Below are 23,734 nucleotides of genomic sequence, written 5' to 3'. Positions count from 1 at the left end.
AATTACTTTCCATCGAACCGAAAGGAGCTCCAGCCCCTATGCCGACCGCACCGAACCGCACGATTTTGCGTATGGGCGACTATGAGCTGGCCGTCTCCCACCCCGACAAGCTGCTATGGCCGGAGGCCGGCATTACGAAGCTCGAGTATGTGCAGACGCTTGCCAAGCTGGCGCCGTACCTGCTCCCTTATACGACCAACCGTTATTTGACGACGATTCGTTATCCCGAAGGCATTCACGGCACATCCTTTTACCAAAAAAACAGCCCGCGGCCGACGCCCGACTATGTCCGGACGGCGATCGCGGGCGATATCCGTTATGTAGTGCTGGACTCGCTCCCTGCCCTCATGTGGATGGGAAGCCTCTACGCGCTTGAATTCCACGCCTCTTGCGAGGAAATCGGACAACTCGCACCAACGCCTAACGTCTGGATGCTCGATATCGATCCGACGCTGCCGGACGAGCCGCGAATTATGGAGGCGGCCGACCATGTCCTCGAATTGCTTCGCTCCTTGGGCCTGCAAGCCGTCCCGAAAACTTCGGGCGCTACCGGCGTTCAAATCGTCATGCCGATCGAACGCGGACCGACATTCGACGAGCTGCGGAGCTTCGGGAAATTTTGCTCCGAATATCTCGTAGCCCAACATCCCGGGCTGTTCACCGTGGAACGGATGACGAAGAACCGAGGCGAGCTCATCTACCTCGATTATCTCCAGCACTACAGCGGGCGTACGCTCCCCGCTCCCTATTCTCCGCGCGCCAGGCCCGGAGCTACGGTATCCACTCCGCTAACCTGGGAAGAAGTGCGTTCGGGAGCGAAGCCCGCCGACTTCCATTTGCGCAATATCATAGAACGTCTGCAAACCCGGGGCGATCTGATCGCAGCCGTCCCTCCGCAAAGTCTTGCTCCTGTGCTCGGCGGCATCGCTTCGTTCCTAAAGCAGCGGTGACAGCAGACGAGCGAGCGCTTCCCTTGTCTTCTGCTTCTTCGAGCGCTCGCGGAACAATTGAAGCCTCATCTCCGTGCTGTCCTGCAAATCTTCAAGAAAATGATTCTCGACTCGGCTAATCGCTTCCGCATCGAACAGATGCGCGTTCAGCTCGAAGTTGCTGAAGAAGCTGCGCAAATCCATATTCGCCGTCCCCACCGTCGCCGCCATCTTGTCGATGACGATCGTCTTCGCGTGAACGAACCCTTTTTGATACTGCCATACCCGAACTCCCGACTTCATCAGCTCCTCCACGTAAGAAAGAGTCGCCCAATGAACGAGGTAGGTATCGGGTATCGAGGGGATGAGAATCCGAACGTCCAGTCCGCTCATCGCCGCATCGTGAAGCGCCATGGAGATCGCCGCGCTCGGAATGAAATACGGCGTCGTGATCCATATCCTCTCTCTGGCTGAAGATATTAGCGCGTAGACGGCGTCATGAATGGCATCGCCTCTCCTGTTCGGACCGCCCGACACGATCTGGACAGGCTCCCGTCCCTCGCACGCATGATCGGGAAAATAGTCCGGATGACTAGGCCGCTCCTTCGTCGCCAGCTCCCAGTCCTTCAGAAATACCTCCTGCAAACCGTACACGGCATCTCCCTCGATCTCCAGATGAGTGTCGCGCCAATACCCGAGCCTTCTATCCTTGCCGACATACTCGTCCCCTAAATTAATGCCGCCCACAAATCCTTTCAGCCCGTCGACGACAAGAATTTTTCGGTGGTTCCGATAGTTGAGCCTTTTTTTCAAAAACGAAATCCGAATCGGAAAAAAACAAGCAAACCGTCCCCCTGCCTCCAGGAGCGGCTTGAAATAAGCGGCCTTCAGCTTGTAGCTGCCCAACCCGTCGAACAAAAACCTTACCTCGACCCCTTGTCTCGCTTTGTCGGCGAGCGTGTCGCGAAAAAGACGTCCCATATGGTCGTCCCTTACGATATAAGACGACATATGAATGTGGTGCTTGGCCGACCGAATCGCTTCCAGCATCGCATCGTAAGTATCGTGCCCGTTATTGAACAGACGAGTGCGGTTGGCTCCCGTAATAGGGAACTCTCCGCCTTTCACCAGCATTCGGAACAGCCGTCCGTTTTCCGAAAGCTTCTCGTCCGGCAGCTGGGACGGACGCGTCAATAGGGTGCTCTTGCGCAGCCTGATCGCTCGTCGCCGCTCGTCCATTCTCCCCCTGCGTTTGACGGAGCGGCTTCTTCTATATTCGTGTGCCAGAAAGTAGTAAAGAATGAATCCGACAAGCGGAAACAGGAACAAGATGAACAGCCATGCCGTCGCGTGAGCCGGCCTGCGAAATTCGAGCAGCAGAATCGTTGCCGCCTGGAATAAAATGACGAGCAGAAACAAGACGATCCAAGTCAAGGCCGGATTCTCCTTCTAGGGAATTATGAGGTATGAACACTCGTTTTCAAGAATAAAAGTCAATAGAACGCGTTCGACAGCCAAGCAAAAAAGGAGCCCGATGAAAGGAGAGACGATGACTGCTAGCAAACGAAAGCCAAGGTGGTCGTTCCTTCTCATTAGAGGACCCGGCCAACAGGTCAAGCGAATTCAAGTGTCGGGAAAAACCGTCTTTATTGTCCCGGTCGCCGCGGCGCTGACGATTGCCGGAGTAATCGCGGGGCTGGAGCTGAAGTCGCTTTATCGCATACAGGAGCTCGAATCGCTAATCGCCCGGCAATCCGAGCAGCTATCCGGCTCGGAGAACGGCAAGGACGAGGAGATCGGCACGCTTCGACAAGAGCTGGCCAGTCTGAACGAACAAGCCGACGATCTGAAAACCCGCATGCAAGGCTTGCGCGAGTTGGAGACGAAGCTGAGACAATTTATCGGCAAGCAAGAGAGTGCGCTGCCCGGCTTGACCGACGATTCATACCGGACTTCTTCCATACTGGCGGAGAGCAGCGTCGCCGCCGCCAAGTCGACGGAGGACGGTGTGTCCGACGAGTCCATGGCTTCCGCCATCGCGGATTTCGAAGAGCTGTCGGAGCTGTTGGACAGCCTCGCCGATACGATGGCAAGCAATCTTCGTAAAGCGCGGCAGCGTCAAGCCGAGATCGAGTCCCGTCCATCCGGATGGCCGACGGTCTCGCGCAAGCTCACTTCCGGCTTCGGATATCGGCGCGACCCGATCAACGGGCGCTCTACCTTTCATGCCGGGATCGACATTTCCGGAGACGAGGACGATCCCGTCTTTGCCGCGGGCAGCGGCACAGTCAAGGAAACCGGCTTCAATAGCTCTCGTGGCAATTATATCATTATTACCCATCGCAGTGGACTGGAATCATGGTACATGCATTTGCGGCGCATAAGCGTCAAGACCGGAGCAATCGTCGGCCGCGGCGAAGTGATCGGAAGATTGGGCAATACCGGGAGAAGCACGGGGCCTCATTTGCATTTTCAAGTCGTCGTGCAGGATGAGCCGGTCAGTCCGCTCCCTTATTTGCGAATGGTGAAGGAGGATTAGTGCCGCCATGTTCAAGGAAAAATTCAAGCTTTCCGCCGGGGAAACGGATACGCTCATCGGTCATGGAACGGAGATGGAGGGCCGTCTGAGATCCGAAGCGGGCGTTCGAATCGACGGAACGTTCACGGGAGATATCGACTGCAAGGGCGATTTGGTCATCGGGGAAAAAGGCGAGGCGAAATCGAGCATCACGGCCAGAGACGTGACGATCGCCGGAAAAGTGCACGGGGACGTCCATACGAGAGGAAAGCTTGTTATTACGTCGAGCGGCCAATTGCACGGCGACTCCTACGCAGCGACGCTTATCGTACAGGAGGGCGGCGTCCTTAACGGCTCCAGCAAGATGGAGCGCGCCGAATTCGGCAAGGCGGCAGCCGTCGGCCATGACGGCGGAAGCGGAGGTGGAAAAACGAAGCAGGCGGGATAATCCCGCCTGCTTCGTCTTCTTCTATTAAGCGTCCATTAAGCCGCCACGTCGCGCTTGACGAACACGGTCCAGGAAACAAGGTTGAAAATAATAAAGTAAACGGCCAGCACGGCGAGAGAAAAGGACATCGTCATCGGATGATTCGGGATCGGACCGTCTCCCCCGTTGAGATAGGAAGACAAATCCAAATGAATGAACATGACGTATTTCACCCATGTGCCATTGGCCGATGCGAGAATCGCCGTAATAATGCTGCCCGCGAATAGAAGGAATATGGACAAGCCGATTGCGAGGCCGCCGCTGCGGAACGCGGATGACAGCATGAACGCAAAGGATACAATCATTACGAGGCTCACCAATTGCAGCCCAATGTCTTCAAGCATTAACGTCCACGGAGAAAGATCGACCGCAAGCTGCCCTCCCATGCTGAAGCGGGCCAAATAGTCGCCCGGGTTGTCCGTATAGCCGAAAATAGCGATATTGGCCAACAGCGTTACCGCAAAGGCGATAACCGTAAAAAACAGCGCGAACAGTATAAGCGACAAGTACTTCGACAACAGGATGACCGATCGGCTCCACGGACGAATGAGCAGCAGCTTGATCGTCCCCCACGTAAATTCCCCCGCAACCGATTCAGCCGACTGGACGACCGTGAAAATAGTGATCAGCATAAGTACGAAGCCGAACTCCTGGTTCGTAGCGTGCCAGTTTGAAGGATCCGGTCCGTCTGTCGTGAGCTTCCATATTATAGAAATCAAGATAGGAATCAGCACGATGGCGCCAAGCATAATCCATGTACGCAATCTACGGTAAATCTTCATGTTTTCGTTCTGAACGAGCTTCAGGAAATTAACCAACCGACTCGCCCCCCGTCATTTCAAGGAATTGGTCTTCCAGAGATTTCGTTTTTACGCGGATGGCGTAGACGTTGATCCCGGCTTCGACCAGCTTGCGGTTAACGGAAGCGACCGTGCCCCGATCCGCTTCGAACGTCAGCAGGCCATCGACGATTCGCGCCGAGCCCGCCCCCTCCAGAATGCCGAGCGCCGCATCGGGATGATCGACGTCGAACTGCACGATATCCGCAGCCCGGACAGTCTCTTCCTCTCCGCGAAGCGACCGGGTATCGATGATCTTGCCGTTCTGCAGAATGGCGACGCGATCGCACATAAGCTCCATCTCCGACAGCAAGTGAGAGGACACGAATACCGCAGTGCCTTCTTCCCTCGACAGACGGCGCAAATAATCGCGAAGCTCCCGGATGCCCGCCGGATCGAGTCCGTTCGTCGGCTCGTCCAGAATAAGCAGCTTCGGTCTATGCATGATCGCCTGCGCAACGCCCAGCCGCTGACGCATGCCCAGCGAGTATTTCCTCACTTTATCGTGAATTCGGCCTTGCAAACCGACCAATTCGATCGCTTCGTCGATCCGCTTCCGGGTAACCGCCGGATTCATGCGAGCGAAATGCAGCAAGTTCTGATAACCCGTCAAAAACTTGTACATCTCCGGGTTCTCGACGATAGCGCCCACATTCACGATCGCCTTGGCATATTCCGTGCGGATGCTGTGGCCCGCGATTTGTATATCTCCCTCGTTAATTCGCGTCAATCCAACCATCATCCGGATGGTCGTCGTCTTGCCCGAGCCATTCGGACCCAGGAACCCGAATACTTCGCCCGCGTGCACGTCTAACGATACGCGGTCGATGAGCGTTCGGTTCCCGATGCGTTTCGTCACATTCGTGAGCCGAACGATAGGACCTTGTGTCATTCGTTTCCCTCCGACATCAATTTGGATAAGAGTCCCATCTATTATAGCAGTTTACCTCGAAAATCCGAATGCGCGCATAACAATCTTTAGAAAAAATTAAGAGCCTGCAAGAAAACGGCAGGCTCCGATTAGGACTGATCCTTCGCTATGGGCTTGAATCGACCTTCGTCGAATTGAATCGCGGCCCGGCAGCTTAGACAGCAGCCGAGAGGGTACATGACTCGAAAAAAGCCCGTTCGGAACAATAGGTACGCCTTGTCTTGCCGGTACATTCTATTGCACACGATACAATAGAAGCTTTCCGGGTTGTCTATATTCACAGCCAACCTTCCTCTCCGGAATGGGTTACCGCCGCTTGGGAACCGAATGCACAGTGCGGCTCATTCCGTGTCCTTCGCGATCTTAATGAGGCCGATCCCTATCATCTCGTTCAAAAACAAGGTTAAATCCGCGCTCATTCGACGGCGATCGGCATCAAAGGTTTCCGTCATACGTTGCTCCAACTGCTCGAAAGTCGCGCAATCGTCCATCGTCCGCCACACCCATCCTCCTACTTCGTTAAGCTTGGTAACGGCGAACGTCTCCGGGTTCAGAACCAATGTCTCTCCATCCAGCTCGACGACCTCTACTTGATCCAGACGCCGATAAACTACGCTCACGATATAGCCCCCCAAACCCGTTTGTTTTTTTCAAGCTCCATCTCATAGACAGGAACTCGTTCGACCAGCCGCTTGCACATCCGAACAAGCTTGGCCGATTCCCCTGCATCGCGATTCTCGTGCACAACTTCGTTCAACAGCATCAGCATCGCTTCGTCCTTGGGCAGCGGCGTCGTACGTACAATTGGCGACTCCCTCAACAGATAGATGCGCTGCAAAGGAGCGAAGCCTACATTCGCGGGCTCCTTGCAGACGTTCCGGAAAGGGGAATCGTACACTCTGACGCTTCCTTCGGAAAAAATGCGAATGAGCGACGTTTCATCCGAGAGCAGGACGCGGGGACGGGATAACGAAGCGATCGTCGACTCGCGCGCGTCGGACGCTCCGATAAACAAGCAGGCTTGTCCCTCGTTGACGACGCATGAAGAGCGAACGACGATTCCCCAATCCGCCCGATTAATGATGGAGCTGTACCAGCTAAGCAAAGCCGTGCGCAACCCATAATAATCATGGAATCGAATTTCCGCCTGCAGATCGTCGGCGCTGATCCGCAGTTGGAAATCTTGGCGATCGAAAAACAGGCCGTTATCGTCCCTGCCGATCGCGACCGAAGTATGATCCGCGTAACGGCTCCCATACCCCGAACGGATCGTTACCGTCATATCCGCAATCGCTTCGCTGCTCCGATAAGAGAACATTTCGCCGAGAACCGCTCGGGTTACCCTCGCGGCTTCCTCGTCCGCTAACCGGAACCGGATAATTTCCTCGCCGATATGACGCCATTTCTCGATCATGTACAGAGTCCTCCCCAACGTTCGGAAGAGAGAGGCTTCGGCCTTTCTCTTCCATCGTTCATTCGTCCTATGAATAAAGACTTTCGTTTGAGAAGATCATAAGCTACAAAATGTATCATGTCAATTGAATTTTGTCACATTTTGCTCCAAAACGACACGTTTCTCGCATGTACTCTTCTCTTAGGAAGGCTCCATCAGCAGCTTTTTCATATCGGAATGGATCCGGTCCCGCTCCTTCTCGTCGACAAGATAATAGTAAATGCCGTTAATCATGGAGCCTTTTCCCCGGATTTCCGTGCTCTCTACCTTCGCTATTCGCGTCCGGTATTTCGTCGCGAGGTCCTGAATTTCGTCGAAGGTCATATTCGTTCTGACATGGTTGCCAACCGTCTTGAGCACATCCGGCAACTCCCAAAGGTTGTTCCACTGGCTCGCGCGATGCAGCACGTCCCGGACGATTTGCCGTTGCCGTTCGTTCCTTCCGAAGTCTCCGCGAGGATCGTCGTAGCGCATTCGGGAAAATTTGAGCGCCTGATCTCCGTCCAAATGCTGCTCTCCGGCAGGAAATTCGGAGCCTTCGTAGGAGAACGCGAATGCGTTGACGACGTCGACCCCATTCAGCGTATCGACGATAGACTTGAACCCTTCCATATTAACTTCCACGTAATAATCGATAGGCATGTCCAGGAAATTTTCCACCGTCGCAAGCGAGCCCGCAACCCCTTCGAACGCGTAGGCATGATTGATTTTGTCCTGGCTCTTCCTCCCCGCTATTTCGGTTCGGGTATCTCTCGGAATGTTGAACAGAAGCGCCTTTTCCTGCTTCGGGTTTACGGTCAGCACGAGAATCGTGTCCGATCTGCCCCGATCCCCTTGGCGCTCGTCCACCCCAAGCAGCAGGACGGTGAACGGGGAAAGCTTGCTCGTATCGATCGTCTCCGGGCGCTTAAGCTCGGTATCCTTGCTGACGTATTTCGGCTTGTCGGGGAGCGGGACGTACACTTGCTTGGCCGTATGCTTCAACGAAAAGTAAGCGTACCCTCCCGTTCCGACAATGCCGAGCAGAATAACGACAGCGGCTCCGGCGCTGATCCAAATCCATCTTTTCATCTTCCGCCATTCCTTTCCTATGACGATCCCGCATGACGACGGCTGCGGCCCGACGTAAGAAAACGGCCGTGCCAGCCGACGTACAGGCGCCAGCCTGGCGTCGTATCCGGAAGCCCGAGATAGGCGCGCATCTCCACCTTATGCGGGAAGACAAGCCTCTTCACATAGCGGAGCCGGTAGCGGGTGTTATCCAGCTTGGCCAATTGAAATACGAGCTGCTGGCCATAGAACCTGAAGCCTTTGAACTTTCGAAAGCCCGCGTTTCGACGAAAAGCCAGCCCTTGATCCCATGAAAACCAACGGCGGCACTCCGGGAACGGCTTCCATACGTGCAGATGCGGAAAGAGCCGGTACGCGACGGACAGCGCCATGACGACCATGCCATACGTATGTTCTCTTCTCGCCCGTTCCAGCAAAGAAGGATAATCGATAAGCTCCCGATAGAGATGAAGCATTCTGACGAGATCAAGCACGTGCTTGACCGAGCACATCACATGCTTGGCTCCGTGAATCGCCAACGTATAGAACTGATCCGGAATGGCAAATTCGCGCATATGCGCATAACCGGTCAGCGGAACGGACTGCTCCCACAGACGATTGCAATCCAGCATGCAGCTTCCGGACGAAATCAGATGCCAATGAAGCTCGATAGCGATTTTTTTGCCGTTGGCGGCGGGCTTGTAGAAGAGGGCGTGGTAGGGGTAGCCGCAATCGTTGGAAGCTGCATGGAATTGCCGCTCGGCGAGCACGGCCGTCACTCTGTCCACATCCTCCGGGCGAACGAGAATATCGATGTCTCCCGTTCTCCGTACTCCCTCTTTGCCGTACAAAATGCGCGACAGCCAAATCCCTTTGAGCACGATCGTGCGGATTCCGTTGCTCTCCAAGCTCGCGATGACAGGCTCCGCTTCCAGCTTCAGCGTCATGTTCGTCATCCACTCCGCGCGTTGAAGCTCGGCCAGATCGTTCAGGAAAAAGGAAGGGGGCTCGGATGTCATCCCGTGCTCGATAAGCAAATGATGGATTTGCCCCGCAAGCGACTGCCGCCTGATCTCCGCGAGCGCCGCTTCATACTCCGCATCGCCGTTCAATAACGGCCGCTGATTCCGAAACAATCGGTTAAGCAGCTTGATCGTTATCATCCACCGCGCCTCTCTTTATCCGAATAATGGGTTACGAATTCCGAAAGCGCTTCCTCCCAAGGGCGCATCGGCGGAAACCCGTTGGCTTTAAGCGCCCGATGCTCGAACACCGAATAGGCCGGGCGCTTCGCCGGACGGGGATACCGCTCGGACGTCACCGGATTTACCTGAACGGAGACTCCGGCAAGCTCGAACAAGCGCTTGGCGAATTCAAACCAGGAGCATTGGCCTGAATTCGATACGTGATAAGTACCGTATTTTTCCGATTCGAGCAGCCTTATGATGGCCTGGGACAAATCGACCGTATAAGTCGGGCAGCCTACCTGATCGTTCACGACCTCCAGGACGTCCTTCTCGCCGGCAAGGTGTAGCATCGTCTTTACGAAATTGTGGCCGTGAGAGCCGTACACCCATGACGTTCTGGCGACGAACCAGCGAGAGTGAACGCTGGATACGATCCATTCGCCGGCTCTCTTGGAATGTCCGTACACGTTAAGCGGCTCCGTCTCCCTGCTTTCGTGCCATGGATCGCGGCCTGTTCCGGGAAATACGTAGTCGGTGCTAATGTAGACAAGCTTCGCTCCCACGGCTTCGGCGGCAAGCGCAACGTTGCGAGTGCCGACGGCATTGACCGAATAGGCCGCTTCCGAGTCCTTCTCGGCTTGATCCACCTTCGTGTAAGCTGCCGTGTGAACGACCGCATCCGGGCGAAACTCCTCTATCTTCCGCATAACCGCTTGAGCGTCCGTAATGTCCAGATCCGATCGGTCCCAACCTATCGGATCGTACCCGGATCGCTCCAGCAGCGGACATAAATCCCGGCCCAGCTGCCCTCCCGCTCCGGTAACCGCTATCCGCTTACGTTCCATAGGACCGCTCTCCCGAGCTCGTTCCCTGCCACCAATCGCGATGGTTCACAAACCAATGAATCGTTTCTTGCAGCCCCCGCTCCACATCCACTTCCGGCTTCCAGCCAAGCTCCGCGCGAATTTTGGCCGCATCGATCGCATACCTTCGGTCATGACCGAGGCGATCCTCCACGTAGCGAATCAAAGTCTCCGGCTTGCCCAGCTGCCCCAGCACAAACCGGACGATGTCCAAATTCGTCCGTTCGTTGTTCCCGCCTATGTTGTACACCTCGCCCGGCCTGCCGTTATGGAGCACGAGATCGACGGCCGCGGCGTGATCGCGGACGTGAAGCCAATCTCTGACGTTCAATCCGTCTCCGTAAACGGGAATAGCCTGATCTTGCAGAGCGCGCGTTACGATAAGGGGAATCAGCTTTTCGGGATAGTGGAAGGGGCCGTAGTTATTCGAGCATCGGGTAATATTGACGTTCATTCCGTACGTTTCGTAATAGGCTCTTGCCAGCAGATCCGCTCCGGCCTTGCTCGCCGAATAAGGGCTGTTGGGCGCAAGCGGGGTCGTCTCCGTGAACAAGCCTTCGCTTCCAAGCGTCCCGTACACCTCGTCGGTGGAAATTTGCACGAACTTGCCTACGCCGGCCTTCCGCGCAGCTTCGAGCAGCGTCTGCGTTCCGAGCACGTTCGATACGACGAATACGGACGGATCGGCAATGCTGCGATCGACATGCGATTCGGCGGCAAAGTTGATAACCGCATCGATCCGATAAGCGGACAGAAGCTCCTCCACAAGCCCCCCGTTGCCGATATCCCCTCGAACGAAAACAAATCCGGGCAATGACGCGACATCGGCCAGATTGTCAAGATTGCCCGCGTAAGTCAATTTGTCGAGCACGACGATGCGATAGTCCGGGTATCGGCGCATCATGTAATGCACGAAATTGCTGCCGATAAAGCCCGCTCCTCCGGTTACGAGCACATTCATACCGCATCCGCCTCCTTATCCGCTTCCGTATTCGCATTCGGACTCAAATCCCTTAGCCGCGGATGACGGCCGTCCTTCTCCGACAGCACCGGCTGCGCGAACGGCCAAGGAATTCCCAAGTCCGGGTCGTCCCAGGCAACCCCACCGTCATGCTCGCGCGAATAATAATCATCCACCTTGTAGAGCACCTCGGTGTTCGGGACCAAGGTGCAGAAGCCGTGCGCGAACCCTTGCGGAATGAGCAACTGCCTCCGGTTATCCGCAGATAAAATAACCCCGACCCAGCGACCGAAGGTCGCGGATCGGGGACGAATGTCGACGGCTACGTCGTATATAGCTCCGCTGGCCGCTCTCACCAGCTTGGTCTGAGCCCGGGGAGCGGATTGAAAGTGCAGCCCCCGAAGCGTTCCGGCCTCCTTGGACAAGGAATGATTGTCCTGCACGAACGCCGACGGGATACCTAGCCCCCTAACGAACGCATCGTTGTAGCTCTCCATAAAAAAACCGCGGTTGTCGACATGAACTTGCGGCTCGATAATCCATACTCCGTCCAATTCGGTCGTTATCAGCTTCATGCCAGCCCTCCTCCTTACGCGTACGCCTTGGCGAATTTCCTATTTCTGTTCCGGTTGATGAGATTAAGCAAATATTGGCCGTATTCGTTTTTGGCCATCGGCTGAGCGAGCGTCAAGACGTCCTCGGCCGATATATAGCCGCACGTATACGCGATTTCTTCCAGACAGGCGATTTTCAAGCTCTGCCGCTTCTCGATCGTCTCGATGAATTGCGATGCCTCCAGCAGCGATTCGTGCGTGCCCGAATCAAGCCACGTATAGCCTCGGCCGAGAAGCTCTACGTGCAGCTCTCCCAATTCCAAATAAACCTTGTTCACATCCGTAATCTCCAGCTCTCCCCTGGCCGACGGAGCGATCGATTCCGCGATTTCAACGACCCGATTGTCATAGAAATAGAGGCCGGTGACCGCAAAGGGAGAAGCCGGCCGACGAGGCTTTTCTTCGATGGACAGCACCCGTCCCGATTCGTCGAAGTCGACGACGCCGAACCGTTCCGGGTCCTTCACCGAATAGCCGAACACGGTCGCCCCCCGTTCTCTCGCGGACGCCTTGTGCAGCAATTCCGTCAAGCCGTGACCGTAGAACAGATTGTCGCCTAGAATGAGAGCTACGGAATCGCCGCCGATGAACGTCTCCCCGATCCGGAACGCCTGCGCGATGCCGTCGGGAGAAGGCTGAACCGCGTACGTCACGTTCAATCCCCAAGCCGAACCGTCTCCGAGCAAATGTTGAAATAGCGGCGTGTCCGACGGGGTAGAAATGATCAGGATGTCCCGGATTCCCGCCAGCATCAGCACGGACAACGGATAATAAATCATCGGTTTGTCATAAATCGGTAGAAGTTGCTTCGAGACGGACTTCGTCAAGGGATAGAGCCTCGTCCCGCTTCCTCCGGCCAGCACGATTCCTTTCATGGTCGCTTCGCTCCTTCCTCTCATAGGGATCCGTTTGTTGGAAAACCCCTTCGTACTTCTCCACGATTTCCTGCCAGTCGTAATGCCGCTCGATTCTGCGCCTGGCGTTCCTCTGAAGCGCAAGGATGGCGTCCTCCTCCATCCGGTCCGCCTCTTCCAGCAGAAGCTTTAAGGAGCCCGCATACTTGTTGAAGTAAAGCGCTCCGTTCCCGCCTACCTCCTTGTTGAACACAACGTCGAGCAGCAGATTCATGGAAGTAGACGCCATCGCTTCCAGAAGCGACGGGTTGGTGCCGCCGACCTCGTGACCGTGAATGTAACCGTAGGCGAGCTCCCGGATTTTCTTGAGCAGCTCCTGGTCGTATACGGTGCCGACGAATTTGACGCGAGGGTCGCGTTCGAAGCCGGTTTTGTCGCGCAGTTGCTCATAAAAGCGGTTCTGCGTCACGTTGGATACGATGACCAGAGTTCTTTCGGTGTTCGAGCTCATGAACTGCTTCAATACGAGCTCGTAATTGTTCTCCGGCACGAACCGCCCGACCATCAAGTAGTAACCGCCTTCTTGAATCGTATGCCGGGCGAACCATTCTTGAATGGGCTCGGAGTTGTCCCCGAGCTTCGAAGGGGTTAAATCGGCGCCGTACGAGAGATAGACCGTGTCCGGACGATATTCCGCGTATTCCCGGTTTATGTAATTCTCGATTCCCTTCGAATCGCATACGACACGGTCGGCATGCTTGATCATGAGCCGCTCCGACCTTTTCCAATAGCGCTGAATCCAAGGCTTCCATTTGCTTCGTTTCCATTCTTGGCCGTCCGGATTGACGTACAAGGATGCGCCGAGTTTCCGCAGCTTTTTCTTGTACCAAAACAAAAACGGCCCGATGCGGCACGCCAGAATGTACACGGCATTGTCCGTCAGACCGTTGCTGCGAATATAGCGAATCGTTCGCCTGAGACTGAGCAAATCGTACAAGACGGCCCGAGCCGCGCCGATCTTCGGCACCTTCACGTGGAAGCAGCGCGCCCCGTTATGCTCGGTCTCGGCGTTCCATTCCGCGAGACAGGCGACATGGTATCGGATTTCCGGATCGGACCGCCGCGACGTCAGTTGGTCGACGAACGTCTCGAAGCCGCCGTATCTGGCCGGAATTCCCTTCGATCCCAGGATGAATATGTTTTTCATACGATCCTCCTTCCCGCCACTCCCATTTCCCCGTACAGCTCCATCATTTGCGCGGCATGCCGCTCCATCGAGAACGGAAAATCCATCTGAACGATATTCCGATTCATCGCGGACAGAAGCTCCCTGTTGTCCATTATTCTCTCCAGCTCGGATGCGAGCCGGGCCGCGCCGTCGCCGAAAACGATTCCCGTCTCGCCGTCGGAGACGACGTCTTTGAAGCCCATATGCTCGGATACCATAACCGGAACTCCATAGGAAAAAGCCTCTAGTCCGACGAAGCCGAAAGTCTCTTTCCAGATGCTAGGCATGATCAATAAGTCCGTCCGGTCGAATATGCGGCTCAAATCTCCGTAGCTGTAGCTGCCGTGAAAAGCAAAGCGAACCGGGTCATAGTCGTCCGAATCGATCGATGAATTTCCATATACGTCAAGAATCCAATCCTTCCGATGCGACAGCAGGGCCAAGCTTTCTTTTAACAAAAAGAAGCCCTTGTACTTGTCCACAGGCCCCAAATAGGCCAATCTCACGAGCTTGCCGCCGTTCGCCCGCCGCTTTACCGTACGGGAATCCCTAATGTCGCGATGCGTAACGGGAATAATCGTACCGCGCGCGTCCATATGCCGATTGTATTCTTCTTTGGCGATGCTGCTGTTGAAGTGAAACGTATCGACGAGAGACAGAATATCCAGATAATACTTCCGAAGCCGGACGAACTCCGGAGCCCGTTTCTCTTCCTCCAGCCTGTCCCCCGGCGCAATCGGACGGCTGGCCGCGATCGTTTGCCTGCTTTTTTCGCGCTGCCTCATTTTCCTGACGAAGGGGCTGTTTTTCAGATGGCGGTAAGTCCGGGATTGCATGAGATAAAGCTTCAGCATGCTGTATCCCGTCCCGTTGCATTGCGCGCAGCCGAGGCCGTCCCCGTAATCGTTGCAGATGCTCTCGTCCCTGTTCAGCAGATTTACCTTCGGGCAAATCCCGTAATAATCGTGGGTCGTGAACACAAGCTTGATGCCCCGCTTCTTGGCCGCCAGGAAAAACTCGTAATGCACGCCCATCAACGAGTGAATATGAATAACGTCGGGGTTCAGCTTGCTTAGAAAATCTTCGTAGGGTTTCCGCTCGACCGCATTGTAAAACCGGGACGGCTGCCTCACCCCTCCCAGCAAAGACACCGGCAGCGGATTAACGATTTCGTACACCCGAATTCCTTCGAATTCCGCATTGGGCTTGATGGATAACGACCCTATGGCGAAGTGACCGGGATACAGCACGGACACTTCGTGCCGCGCCTCCCTCTGGGCCAGCATCAAGTCGACGGAATACTTCGTAAGTCCGCCCGTACGGTAAGGCGGAAGGCCTAACGACACATGCAAAATGTTCATCGGATCAGCCACAACCTTTTTTTTATTCGGACGGCTAATGATAGCGAGGGTTAATGCCGGTCACATGGCCAGTGCCGTCGATTACTCCCTTGACGATCGTAGCGGCGAACGCAAACTTGCCTTCGAATAAAAATCTCACTATTTTTTTGACGTCGCTTACGAAGTTGATGAAGAGAAGAAACAGCAGGCTCCAGCCGGACGAATGCAGCTTGAACATGTGGATCTTGTTCCGGGACATGTAGTACAGCCTGCGAATATGATAGTTTCTTTCGTCCTTCCCCATCTTTCGAAGCACCTTAACTTGCGGATAATACGAAATGGCGACCCGATGCAGGTTCGCTCGCAGCAGCAGCTCGTTTTCTTCGCAATACATGAAGAAATCTTCGTTCATTTTCCCGATTGTTCCGAACACCTCGCTCTTGATGACCAGGAAAGCCCCTAACAGAAGCAAGCTGTTGTATTCCTCTTGAGCGTCGTCCTCGCGAGTTCGCCGGTTCTTCACCATCACCTTGCGGACCAGATTCCACCAGGGAGAATCGTTGTAGACGGATACCGTCTCCCGCGTCTCCAGCCTTTCGATCTTCGGACCGAGAATTTCCGCGCCGCTGTCCTCCATATAAGCGATAACCTCTGCGAGCAGCTTGTCGTTATCGATGACGATGTCGTTGTTCACGATCGCCACGTAATCCGCTTTCATTCTCAGCGCGTACTCGATCCCGAGGTTATTGCCGCCTGAATACCCCGAATTCACGGGGCTTCGGATGAAGGGATGCTCCGGAAAGCAATCCTCCAGCATTCGCGCGGATCCGTCCCGGGAGTCGTTGTCCACAATGACGATGTCGAAGTTCGGGTAGTCCAGCCGCTCCAGGCATTGCACGATTTCCTTCGTATCCTTGAAATTGTTCCAGTTGAGCACGACGAAAGAGACCTTGGGCCGCATGCCTTTGTCACCTCCTTATAAGCCGAGTCTTGCCGCTTGCTTCTCCCCTCTGGAGAAAAGCTGCCTGATCTCGTTTCTTTCATAGCGGCGGAACCAAAAAACGAAGGCAACGGCAACCGCCGCGACCAGCAGCCCCCCTCCCGCGATTCGTACGGGCAGATTGTCGCGGTACAGAATGAACAAGCCGAGCAAGGAAGCGGCCGTGAGCGCGGCGGGAAGCGCCCAGTCGAACGTCCGCAGCCTGGCGAAGCCCAGCAAATACCGGTGAGCGGCATACGTATAGGCTGCGAGCAGAACGATGTGGGTGACGATCATATTGATCGCCGCGGCTTCTCCTCCGAACCGAGGGATGAACAGAACGTTAAGCCCGACGTTCAGAACGGCGATTCCGCATTGGATTTTCAGCTTCGTCTTGATCAGACCGTCGTTCGTCAGCACCGCTCCGGCGGAGCTTACCCAGAACCGCAGCGGGATCGCCAAGGCGAGAATGAGAAGGAAGCCCGCCGCTTCAAGCTGCGATTCGCCGAACAGAAGACCGACGATTTCCTTGCCGAACAGAACGAGAATCATTGCAGCGAGCAGCCCGGCGGCCACCATGACCTTATTCATTATTCCGTAGTAAAGTCTTAACTTCGGAATATTTTCCCGGCACCAAATGCAATATTTGGGATACAGCACTTGATTGAAGACGACGCCCGGAAACAGAAAAAACAATTCGATAATCCGGAAAGCGACGGTGTACTGCCCGACTTCGACAGGCTGGCGGGTCGCCGACAAGATCGCGACGTCCGACTTGTAGTACAGCTGGTGCATCGAAGCGGCAAGGCCGTAGTTCCATGAGCCGTTCAGCAGCTGCTTCACCGGAATGAGCGAGCGGTCGGCTCCCCCGTTCGCGCCTGGGAACAAGCCTAGCTTTCTTCCAACCGCGACAAGCATAAGACAAGCGAGAACGAGGCTGACGACAATCGGGCCGAGTACGAGCCAGTATAAGCTTGCCCCCGCCAGAATGGCCGCGAGCGTCGATATCCACTGGCTGGCTCCGACCGCGACATTCCAGACCGCGATCGTTCCGTATTTGCCCTGGATTTGCAGCCCGGTAGTCAGAACGGTAACGATTGAAATCCGAAAGAACGTTAATCCGAGCATCAAGCCCAGCAATCTCGTCGTCATTTCATAGTCGATCGCGTACAGCCAGACGACCGTCAGAAGGAAGGTAATGAGCGAGTATTGCAAACCGACGGTCAGCGACTTTCGAAGAATGGCTTGAATCGTCCATTCTTTGCGGGCGCTCATGTTGAGCGCCGCCTGCTGCAGGCCGAAATCGGGCATGACCGACAGCAAGGCGGTTATCGCCATCGCGGAGGCGTACAGCCCGAACTGCTCGGAGCCCAAATAGCGGACGACCAGCAAGCTGACCAGCGGCGCGATAATCTGCGTCGAGTATTGGGCTCCGATCAGCATCGCCGGGCCTATCATCTTCGAATGGATCTTCATATGCGCCACCCTGCCGAGAAACTAGATTTTTCGACCGTTCCTCTCCCTTGTCGTCAGCAATTCGAACCAGAAGCCGTAGCTTTTCCTAGTGTTCGAATAGTTCGTATACGTGTACACCAAATCCTGATTGCTCGGGAACGCTTGAGACATTTCCGCGCCCGTCTTGGAATAACGCTGCAAGCCGTTAATGGCGCGGTCGACGACCTTGGCGTATTTCTTGTCCAGTACGCCCGCATTGACGCCGTATTCGTAGCCGATCGCGATCAATGACGTGCCCGACGTTTCGAAGGCGCTCGCCGGGTCCTGGATAATGTTCCTCCACAATCCGGAGGAATCCTGATACCTCGCGATCTTAAGCGCGAGAGCCTTGTATCTGGATTCCAGCTCCGCATAGCGGGGGTGGCTCTTGACGCTTGCATACTGGAACAGCTTGCCGAAGCCGCCGAAATACCAGCCGATTCCCCGCCCCCAGCCTTTTCCTATCGTCTTGCCGTCGGCAAAAATAATAGTCGCCGGAATGCCGTCCTTCTCCAAAGCGGTCAGCTTGTCGTACAATGCGATAGCTTGCGTCACAGCCAAATCGGTCGACGCCGAATCCGCCAGCCGGTCGCCGTAGCGGGCCAGAAAATCAAGACCGAGAAAGGTCAGCTCCGCCTGAATGACGTCGTTCTCCGTGAAGAGGCCGTTCAGCCGGGGCAGCGTGTCGTAGCTCGCTCTGATCGTTTTGGCGGCCGTCAAATAGTTTTCCTTGCCCGTATCCTTGTACAAATCGAGCAGCAGCGAGCCGAACACCCCGTTGTAGAAGGAAGCCTTCGGAACGGCTCCCCGCCTGAACGCTCCGCTCTCGTCCACGAAGTAATCGAAATAGTTGCGGACGTTGGCCGTATACGCATCGCCGAAGCCGAGCTTGCCCAGATTGTACTGCGAGTTCAATATCCCGATGCTGTCGTCGCCCCAAGGGAGCATATGGTATTTTCTTGCGATAAAATCGAGCCCGGTCTTGATTTTCTTCGAGTATGCGGCCGACGGGTTTCCGGCGTCGTAATCGTCCAGCTCGATGACGAGCGTCGGCACCAAATTCGGGTTCAGCTTGCTGACGGGAAACCCGATCATGGAAAAATAACGGTCGAAGCTGAGCGACAATCCGTAATTGGGAGCCGTTCCGTCCGCCCAGGCGCGAACGGTCGGGCTCACGTCGATAAACCAGCTCGGCTCCCAGCCGATGATGCGGAACACCGTCTGGGAAGCGATGTTCTTCACTTCGTCGCCAGCTCCGGCGGCTCCGGGAGAGTCCCAATTGCGGGCTCCGTCGTACGTTCTCCAGTCGATTCCGCCGGTCCAATCCCGCAAGCTTTTGTTAACCGTTATCGTTCTCTCGGAATTCGTCTCCAACGTTTCGTTGCTGAACATGTGGAGGTAGGCTTTCTTGATTTTCTTCCCCTGGAAGGAGGACAGATCGAATTTCACGAACACCTTCTTCTCGTTCGCCCCTTCGCCCGAAATCAAGACGAGCTTGTCGTATTTGATTTCCTGCGAAGGCGTCACGTTCGAATCGCGGACGCTGGCGAGAGTTACGCCGCTGTAATCGAACCCGCCGGGCTCCGAATCCAGAGAGGTCAAGTACACGGTTCGGGTCGCGTTCTCCCAATCGACGAGCACGTCGAACGATTCGCTGACGAATCGCAGAGGGATTAGCGTTCTCTCGTTCACTACGGTCGCTTCATAATCCAACGTTACGGCTTTGCCGTTCACGAAAGCCTTCTTGTCGCCGACCTTCAATTGCACCGTCGAGCCCTGCTTCGAAATGAGAACCGTTTTGCCGACCGGATCCCATTTCACATCCGCGCCGATCGCTTCCACGATTTTGCGGATAGGGACAAGCGTAAATCCTCCCTTAATGACGGGAGGGGAATCGAACTGAAGCTTAGCTCCGTCGAGCACGACCTCGACGGGGCTGGACTCGCCGCTTGCGAAAGCCGCGGCCGGCAGCCCCAGCAAGACTAGCGAAGCCGCGAGCAACGCCAACATCTTTTTGCGTATGAAACTCATGAAAATCACTCCTCGTCCGGGTAGAAGGTTTCATAGAAGAGCAACGCTTTCTGCACGGTGTTCTTCTCGAAATCGTAATGGTTTTCCATCCATCTTCGCAGCTGAAAGCCGTCTCGCTTGCGCAGGCTCTCGTCCTGCAAATAACGGACGACGCCGTCGGAGAAAGCTCCGGGGTCCGTCGTGACGAATTCGAGCAGCGGCTTCGGCTCGTTCTCCGCAATGCCTTCCGCTCCTACCGGCGTCGTCACGACCGGCAGTCCGTAGGCCATCGCCTGGAGCACCTTGAATTTCACGCCGGCTCCCGTCAGGAGGGGAGCCACGCATACGCTCGCTTCCCGGTAGTAAGGATCGAGCTCCTTGACGAATCCGGTGACCGTAACATTCTCGAAAGCACGATCGGTCAAATGGGCCGGAGGATTGCCCCTACGATTTTCAAGCTCGCCTCCGGAACCCGTTCGAGCACGTCCGGCCATACGTTGGAGAGGAGCCAGGAGGCGGCCTCGTGATTTTCCGGCCTGTCCATCGCGCCTACGAACAGACAGACGGGCCCTCCCTCCAGCGGCGCCGTTCGCCGCGGCAGCTCCACGGACGGCACCAGCACCTCGACCCTCGTTCGGACTCCCATGCCTCCGAGAATGTTCTTGTCCTTATCGCTAAACACAAAAGCCCCGTCGCACCGGTTCATATACGATGCTTCGACGGAGCTTACCCTGAGCGATTTGATCGCGTTCAGCAGCTTGCCGGGCGAGAAAGGAGCCCCTCGAACCCTCCTATGAACGCTTTGGGAAAAAACGTCGTGAGCGAAAATGACGGTCGGCAGCTCCGGCCTCGCCTTCTTCACGACTTTCGCCAGCGGCAACGCCTGCGAGAAGTGCATCTCCACCGCGTCGAAATCGTCCAGATAGCCTGGCTTGCCCAACTCCTTCGACAGGTTGTCCATTTCGGGAATGTTCATCGGATGGACCAGATGGTTCCACAGAATGGGCAGCAGCCGAGCCGCCTTCGATTTTTTGACGGGCTTATCGCCAAGCAGCTCCACTTTGAATTCATGACGGAGCTTGGCGGCGGCGAGCTCGTTCTCCTCCGTTCTCGGAGCGATGACTTGTACGTCCACATAGGCCGACAATCGAACCAAATACTCGTAGAGAAAATAGCCGCCCGCGTAAGGAACGCCCTCATAGGGCAAATAAGGGGTGACGTACAAAATTCTCATTATGGCGACACTCCCTTTCTCCCTTATTTGAGGAGAGCGCCGAGCAGCTCGAAGTTTTTGCGGGCGAGACTGCGGAATTTAGGCAGCTCCGCGGAGAGCCGGAATGCGATTTTTGCGCGGTTGCTCCATAGCCCCTTCAGCCACTTTTCCGTACTCGTGCCGTTGACCAAATCTTGAACGGAAACGAGCAGTTCAAGCTCCTCGGCCATCTCTCCGAAAATATCGTGGATAACGCCCCGCGCCTTGACGCTGTAGCCGATCAATGCCGTAGGCACTCCGCTCGACAGCCCGGCGATGCCGGCATGCATTCTTTCCGCGATGACCAGATCCGCCAGACTGATCAGCCCCTTCAATTCGGAAGCGTTATGATCGCCGGATACGAGCTTGATCCTGTCGTCGTAATCGAATTCCTTGACGAGAGCGGACTGGATAATTCGGTCGTCGTTGAAGGCGGCCCGTTCCTGAACGTGAGGGACGAGCAGCACTTGCGCTCCCAGATCGTTAAGCAGCGTCGATATGATCTTTTTCCAAACCTCGAAGTGGGAAGCGGCGTCGGCGCCCGAAAATTTGATAATCCCCTGGCTGACGCTCAATGCGACGAGCGGCTTCCCGGAGTCGATTCCGTAGAAGGAAGCCAATCGGCCGATTTGGGCTTGCTCCGGCAGCGCCAATACGAACGCGGAATCGGCTGTGAGGAACACCTTGTTCTCCGGCACGCCCAATTGCTGGCACACGTATTGATAGGACAGCGATTCGCGTACCGTAATCAGCACGCTCTTATTGGCGACCTCCAGCCACATGTCCGCTTCCTGCCTCGTCTTGAACGGGCCGATCGAATGTCCCATGAACACTACCTTTTTTCCGGCTTTCTGGGCGATTTTGAGCGGAATCAAAAAATCCTTCTGGTCCCCGTAATCCGAGCTGAAGATGTCTCCCCCGGAAGCGATGACGATATCCGTGTCTTCGACGGCGTCCATCGCCTCGATGAAAGATGAGGACAGCCGGTTCGCCAGCTTTTTGGATACAAGGCTGACTTTCCTGACCAGCTTGCCCCGCCGCGTTCGGAACACATCCTGCAAAAATCGGGCGGTCAGCTTCTTGCCGTGCAGTACGTCGTAGTCGGACGTATCCGAAATAATCGTAATTTTGGCGGCCGGATCGATCGTCTTAATCCCCTCGACCGTTGTCGCGACAAGCGCGTTGACTCCGCGGTTTCGAAAGCCGGATACGCCGGAAATAACGAATTTGGGCATCTTTTCTCACTCCGTTTATTGATCTTCTGCAAGCTCGTCCGACTTGATATTGGAGACGCACAGGATGAAATAAAAAATGTAGAGCATCTGGCCGCCGTTGAACAATCCCCAGCCCGTAATTCCGTAAGCCAATACGCAGACGATGCTCGCGATCAAGCCGATATCCAGCTCTTTTCTCCGTTTGATCTTCCGGAGCAACCCGATAAGAGTGTGAATAATAACGAGCAAAAAGCCCGCCAGCATTAGAAGGCCGCCTTCGAACCACACATACAAATAGATGTTGTGCACGGGATTCGTGTAGTAAAAAATATCGCTGCCCACACTCGTCAACAGCTGCGTATGCTGGGTAACGTACGACCAATTGTTCAGGCCGTTGCCTAGCCACGGCTTCTGCTGAATGTAGTCCCATGCCATGCGATAATGGTCCAGCCTATGGGCGATCTGGTCGTCGTTCGAATTGTTTTCCAGGCTCGAAAAGCGGGCGGCAATGCTGTCGCCCATGCTGAACGCGACGACTATGACGACTATGGCGACCAGCGCCGCCCGGTTTTTGGATATTTTGTTCGAAAAATAAGCCAGCACCAGCCATTCCAGCAGCAGCACCGCCGCGCCGATCACGAGACTCGTCCGGGAGTACGTCAGCACGAGTCCGACTATCGCCGCTATAAAACAAACGACGGCCGAGAAGTTGCGCTTTTGCAGAACGAGAGGGAACAGCAGAGAAACGCCGATCAAGAAGAACAACGATAACGGCCCCGGATGGTTGAACGTGCCCGTTATGCTCGAGCCGTTCAGCCCCGCCCGCTCCTCCAGCACGCCTTCCCCTATGAAGGCCAATCCGATTTCTTTGCCCAAGGACAATTGCAGCAAGCATAGACCGAATTGAACGAGCATCCCGACGGAAAGCGCGCGGACGAACAGCTTCGTCGCCCTGTCCCTTCCCAAGCTGCGGAAGGCGTTCGACCACAACAAATAAAGCGCGAGCAGCACGATGTAGAAATTCGATTGCACGACGCTGGCCGCCTTGAACGGGGCGACGAGACCGGCTGTCAGCGTAATGACGGTAAATAGAATAACGTAAAACTCCGATTTGCCGATTCGAAACGACAGCCGGTCCGGAAACCGGAGCTTATCGATGACGAAGGAGACAATTCCAAGCCCTACGACCAGATGAGGCACACCCGCATAGAACTTGCCTGCTCCGACGCCCCCGATATAATCCGTTACGGGATCGAATATCACCTTCGCGTTGATCATCATCAGAAACACGGAACCGGCGAGATAGACTTTCAGAGGATCGTAAAGACAGCACGCCAGAGCGTAGCCGATTCCGATAACGACGAAGACTACGAAAAACAACGTAAAGGACGAGCCTCTCTGCAGAAGCCATTGCAAGAGCATCGAGCTTCCCAAAGCGATCGCGATCGCGGAGCAGACGGAAACCATGCTCTTTCCGTTCATTTTTTTGAGCAAGAACATACCTCGCACCCGCTTTGAATACGCGCCGTTG

General features: G+C 55.4%; 23 protein-coding genes. 3 read left to right on the top strand and 20 right to left on the bottom strand.

Annotation, left to right across the window (positions count from 1 at the left end):
* Positions 1-38 precede the first annotated feature (38 nt).
* Positions 39-950 (top strand): non-homologous end-joining DNA ligase, encoded by a 912-nt coding sequence (gene ligD / locus D3H35_RS09815; protein WP_119148945.1) that lies wholly within the window; start codon positions 39-41, stop codon positions 948-950.
* Here the strand turns inward: ligD and cls are convergent.
* Positions 936-2,363: a cardiolipin synthase gene (cls, locus tag D3H35_RS09810; protein ID WP_119148909.1), complete on the bottom strand. Its 1,428-nt coding sequence runs from the start codon at positions 2,361-2,363 to the stop codon at positions 936-938. The two genes, ligD and cls, sit on opposite strands and share 15 nt — an antisense overlap.
* 115 nt (positions 2,364-2,478) lie before the next feature.
* Here cls and D3H35_RS09805 point away from each other — a divergent pair, with 115 nt between their 5' ends.
* A complete protein-coding gene (locus D3H35_RS09805; RefSeq protein ID WP_158594039.1) occupies positions 2,479-3,468 on the top strand; it encodes a peptidoglycan DD-metalloendopeptidase family protein in 990 nt (329 codons plus the stop codon).
* 7 nt (positions 3,469-3,475) lie between these two features.
* Positions 3,476-3,895 carry a bactofilin family protein gene (locus D3H35_RS09800; RefSeq protein ID WP_119148907.1) on the top strand — a complete coding sequence of 140 codons (420 nt, stop codon included), beginning with the start codon at positions 3,476-3,478 and terminating at the stop codon, positions 3,893-3,895.
* A 35-nt stretch (positions 3,896-3,930) separates the two neighbouring features.
* On the opposite strand, the gene D3H35_RS09795 is transcribed toward D3H35_RS09800, so the two are convergent.
* From D3H35_RS09795 to D3H35_RS09700, 19 genes are all read right to left on the bottom strand, one after another.
* Positions 3,931-4,752, bottom strand: coding sequence for an ABC transporter permease (locus D3H35_RS09795; RefSeq protein ID WP_119148906.1), 822 nt, complete (start codon positions 4,750-4,752; stop codon positions 3,931-3,933).
* On the bottom strand, positions 4,745-5,665 hold the full coding sequence (locus D3H35_RS09790) for an ABC transporter ATP-binding protein (protein ID WP_119148905.1): 921 nt from the start codon (positions 5,663-5,665) through the stop codon (positions 4,745-4,747). Before D3H35_RS09790 ends, D3H35_RS09795 begins: the two co-directional genes overlap by 8 nt.
* A 380-nt stretch (positions 5,666-6,045) precedes the next feature.
* Complete coding sequence (locus tag D3H35_RS09780) at positions 6,046-6,324, bottom strand: PqqD family protein (protein ID WP_158594038.1); 279 nt, start codon at positions 6,322-6,324, stop codon at positions 6,046-6,048.
* Positions 6,321-7,118 (bottom strand): hypothetical protein, encoded by a 798-nt coding sequence (locus D3H35_RS09775; protein WP_119148902.1) that lies wholly within the window; start codon positions 7,116-7,118, stop codon positions 6,321-6,323. Before D3H35_RS09775 ends, D3H35_RS09780 begins: the two co-directional genes overlap by 4 nt.
* 180 nt (positions 7,119-7,298) lie before the next feature.
* Positions 7,299-8,228, bottom strand: a complete 930-nt coding sequence (locus D3H35_RS09770) for an LCP family glycopolymer transferase (RefSeq protein ID WP_119148901.1) — start codon at positions 8,226-8,228, stop codon at positions 7,299-7,301.
* A gap of 17 nt (positions 8,229-8,245) precedes the next feature.
* Positions 8,246-9,370 (bottom strand): nucleotidyltransferase domain-containing protein, encoded by a 1,125-nt coding sequence (locus D3H35_RS09765; RefSeq protein ID WP_119148900.1) that lies wholly within the window; start codon positions 9,368-9,370, stop codon positions 8,246-8,248.
* Positions 9,367-10,239 carry a dTDP-4-dehydrorhamnose reductase gene (gene rfbD / locus D3H35_RS09760; RefSeq protein WP_119148899.1) on the bottom strand — a complete coding sequence of 291 codons (873 nt, stop codon included), beginning with the start codon at positions 10,237-10,239 and terminating at the stop codon, positions 9,367-9,369. Before rfbD ends, D3H35_RS09765 begins: the two co-directional genes overlap by 4 nt.
* On the bottom strand, positions 10,229-11,218 hold the full coding sequence (gene rfbB, locus D3H35_RS09755; RefSeq protein WP_119148898.1) for a dTDP-glucose 4,6-dehydratase: 990 nt from the start codon (positions 11,216-11,218) through the stop codon (positions 10,229-10,231). Before rfbB ends, rfbD begins: the two co-directional genes overlap by 11 nt.
* Positions 11,215-11,793, bottom strand: a complete 579-nt coding sequence (gene rfbC / locus D3H35_RS09750; protein ID WP_119148897.1) for a dTDP-4-dehydrorhamnose 3,5-epimerase — start codon at positions 11,791-11,793, stop codon at positions 11,215-11,217. Before rfbC ends, rfbB begins: the two co-directional genes overlap by 4 nt.
* Before the next feature lie 14 nt (positions 11,794-11,807).
* Complete coding sequence (rfbA, locus tag D3H35_RS09745; protein WP_119148896.1) at positions 11,808-12,707, bottom strand: glucose-1-phosphate thymidylyltransferase RfbA; 900 nt, start codon at positions 12,705-12,707, stop codon at positions 11,808-11,810.
* Positions 12,619-13,893 (bottom strand): beta 1-4 rhamnosyltransferase Cps2T, encoded by a 1,275-nt coding sequence (cps2T, locus tag D3H35_RS09740; protein ID WP_119148895.1) that lies wholly within the window; start codon positions 13,891-13,893, stop codon positions 12,619-12,621. Before cps2T ends, rfbA begins: the two co-directional genes overlap by 89 nt.
* On the bottom strand, positions 13,890-15,275 hold the full coding sequence (locus D3H35_RS09735) for a glycosyltransferase (protein WP_119148894.1): 1,386 nt from the start codon (positions 15,273-15,275) through the stop codon (positions 13,890-13,892). The genes cps2T and D3H35_RS09735 overlap by 4 nt, the downstream gene beginning before the upstream one ends.
* Positions 15,276-15,309: 34 nt before the next feature.
* Positions 15,310-16,215 carry a glycosyltransferase family 2 protein gene (locus tag D3H35_RS09730; protein ID WP_119148893.1) on the bottom strand — a complete coding sequence of 302 codons (906 nt, stop codon included), beginning with the start codon at positions 16,213-16,215 and terminating at the stop codon, positions 15,310-15,312.
* A 15-nt stretch (positions 16,216-16,230) separates the two neighbouring features.
* A complete protein-coding gene (locus D3H35_RS09725; protein ID WP_147355801.1) occupies positions 16,231-17,709 on the bottom strand; it encodes an oligosaccharide flippase family protein in 1,479 nt (492 codons plus the stop codon).
* Positions 17,710-17,730: 21 nt separating this feature from the next.
* Positions 17,731-19,758, bottom strand: a complete 2,028-nt coding sequence (locus tag D3H35_RS09720; protein ID WP_119148891.1) for a stalk domain-containing protein — start codon at positions 19,756-19,758, stop codon at positions 17,731-17,733.
* A 5-nt stretch (positions 19,759-19,763) separates the two neighbouring features.
* On the bottom strand, positions 19,764-20,162 hold the full coding sequence (locus D3H35_RS09715) for a glycosyltransferase family 4 protein (RefSeq protein WP_158594037.1): 399 nt from the start codon (positions 20,160-20,162) through the stop codon (positions 19,764-19,766).
* Positions 20,159-20,971 (bottom strand): hypothetical protein, encoded by an 813-nt coding sequence (locus tag D3H35_RS09710; RefSeq protein WP_119148889.1) that lies wholly within the window; start codon positions 20,969-20,971, stop codon positions 20,159-20,161. Before D3H35_RS09710 ends, D3H35_RS09715 begins: the two co-directional genes overlap by 4 nt.
* Positions 20,972-20,994: 23 nt before the next feature.
* Positions 20,995-22,224, bottom strand: a complete 1,230-nt coding sequence (locus D3H35_RS09705; RefSeq protein ID WP_119148888.1) for a polysaccharide pyruvyl transferase family protein — start codon at positions 22,222-22,224, stop codon at positions 20,995-20,997.
* A gap of 15 nt (positions 22,225-22,239) precedes the next feature.
* The gene (locus D3H35_RS09700) at positions 22,240-23,697 is read right to left on the bottom strand and encodes an O-antigen ligase family protein (RefSeq protein ID WP_158594036.1); all 1,458 of its coding nucleotides are present in this window, start codon (positions 23,695-23,697) and stop codon (positions 22,240-22,242) included.
* Between the last annotated feature and the right edge of the window lie 37 nt (positions 23,698-23,734).

Origin of the sequence: Cohnella faecalis (genome assembly GCF_003570905.1) — a bacterium.
Lineage (GTDB): Bacteria > Bacillota > Bacilli > Paenibacillales > Paenibacillaceae > Cohnella > Cohnella faecalis.
The sequence above is the reverse complement of the archived record's forward strand: the minus strand, read 5'-3'. Positions and strand labels throughout refer to the sequence as shown.

What these genes read in the sequence shown, in the direction of transcription:
- D3H35_RS09770 (WP_119148901.1), bottom strand. Translation starts at nt 8,228, where the DNA reads ATGAAAAGATGGATTTGGATCAGCGCCGGAGCCGCTGTCGTTATTCTG.
- ligD (WP_119148945.1), top strand. Translation starts at nt 39, where the DNA reads ATGCCGACCGCACCGAACCGCACGATTTTGCGTATGGGCGACTATGAG.
- D3H35_RS09790 (WP_119148905.1), bottom strand. Translation starts at nt 5,665, where the DNA reads ATGACACAAGGTCCTATCGTTCGGCTCACGAATGTGACGAAACGCATC.
- D3H35_RS09705 (WP_119148888.1), bottom strand. Translation starts at nt 22,224, where the DNA reads ATGCCCAAATTCGTTATTTCCGGCGTATCCGGCTTTCGAAACCGCGGA.
- D3H35_RS09710 (WP_119148889.1), bottom strand. Translation starts at nt 20,971, where the DNA reads ATGAGAATTTTGTACGTCACCCCTTATTTGCCCTATGAGGGCGTTCCT.
- D3H35_RS09735 (WP_119148894.1), bottom strand. Translation starts at nt 15,275, where the DNA reads ATGAACATTTTGCATGTGTCGTTAGGCCTTCCGCCTTACCGTACGGGC.
- rfbC (WP_119148897.1), bottom strand. Translation starts at nt 11,793, where the DNA reads ATGAAGCTGATAACGACCGAATTGGACGGAGTATGGATTATCGAGCCG.
- D3H35_RS09720 (WP_119148891.1), bottom strand. Translation starts at nt 19,758, where the DNA reads ATGAGTTTCATACGCAAAAAGATGTTGGCGTTGCTCGCGGCTTCGCTA.
- D3H35_RS09805 (WP_158594039.1), top strand. Translation starts at nt 2,479, where the DNA reads ATGACTGCTAGCAAACGAAAGCCAAGGTGGTCGTTCCTTCTCATTAGA.
- rfbB (WP_119148898.1), bottom strand. Translation starts at nt 11,218, where the DNA reads ATGAATGTGCTCGTAACCGGAGGAGCGGGCTTTATCGGCAGCAATTTC.
- rfbA (WP_119148896.1), bottom strand. Translation starts at nt 12,707, where the DNA reads ATGAAAGGAATCGTGCTGGCCGGAGGAAGCGGGACGAGGCTCTATCCC.
- D3H35_RS09725 (WP_147355801.1), bottom strand. Translation starts at nt 17,709, where the DNA reads ATGAAGATCCATTCGAAGATGATAGGCCCGGCGATGCTGATCGGAGCC.
- D3H35_RS09730 (WP_119148893.1), bottom strand. Translation starts at nt 16,215, where the DNA reads ATGCGGCCCAAGGTCTCTTTCGTCGTGCTCAACTGGAACAATTTCAAG.
- rfbD (WP_119148899.1), bottom strand. Translation starts at nt 10,239, where the DNA reads ATGGAACGTAAGCGGATAGCGGTTACCGGAGCGGGAGGGCAGCTGGGC.
- D3H35_RS09800 (WP_119148907.1), top strand. Translation starts at nt 3,476, where the DNA reads ATGTTCAAGGAAAAATTCAAGCTTTCCGCCGGGGAAACGGATACGCTC.
- D3H35_RS09775 (WP_119148902.1), bottom strand. Translation starts at nt 7,118, where the DNA reads ATGATCGAGAAATGGCGTCATATCGGCGAGGAAATTATCCGGTTCCGG.
- cps2T (WP_119148895.1), bottom strand. Translation starts at nt 13,893, where the DNA reads ATGAAAAACATATTCATCCTGGGATCGAAGGGAATTCCGGCCAGATAC.
- D3H35_RS09765 (WP_119148900.1), bottom strand. Translation starts at nt 9,370, where the DNA reads ATGATAACGATCAAGCTGCTTAACCGATTGTTTCGGAATCAGCGGCCG.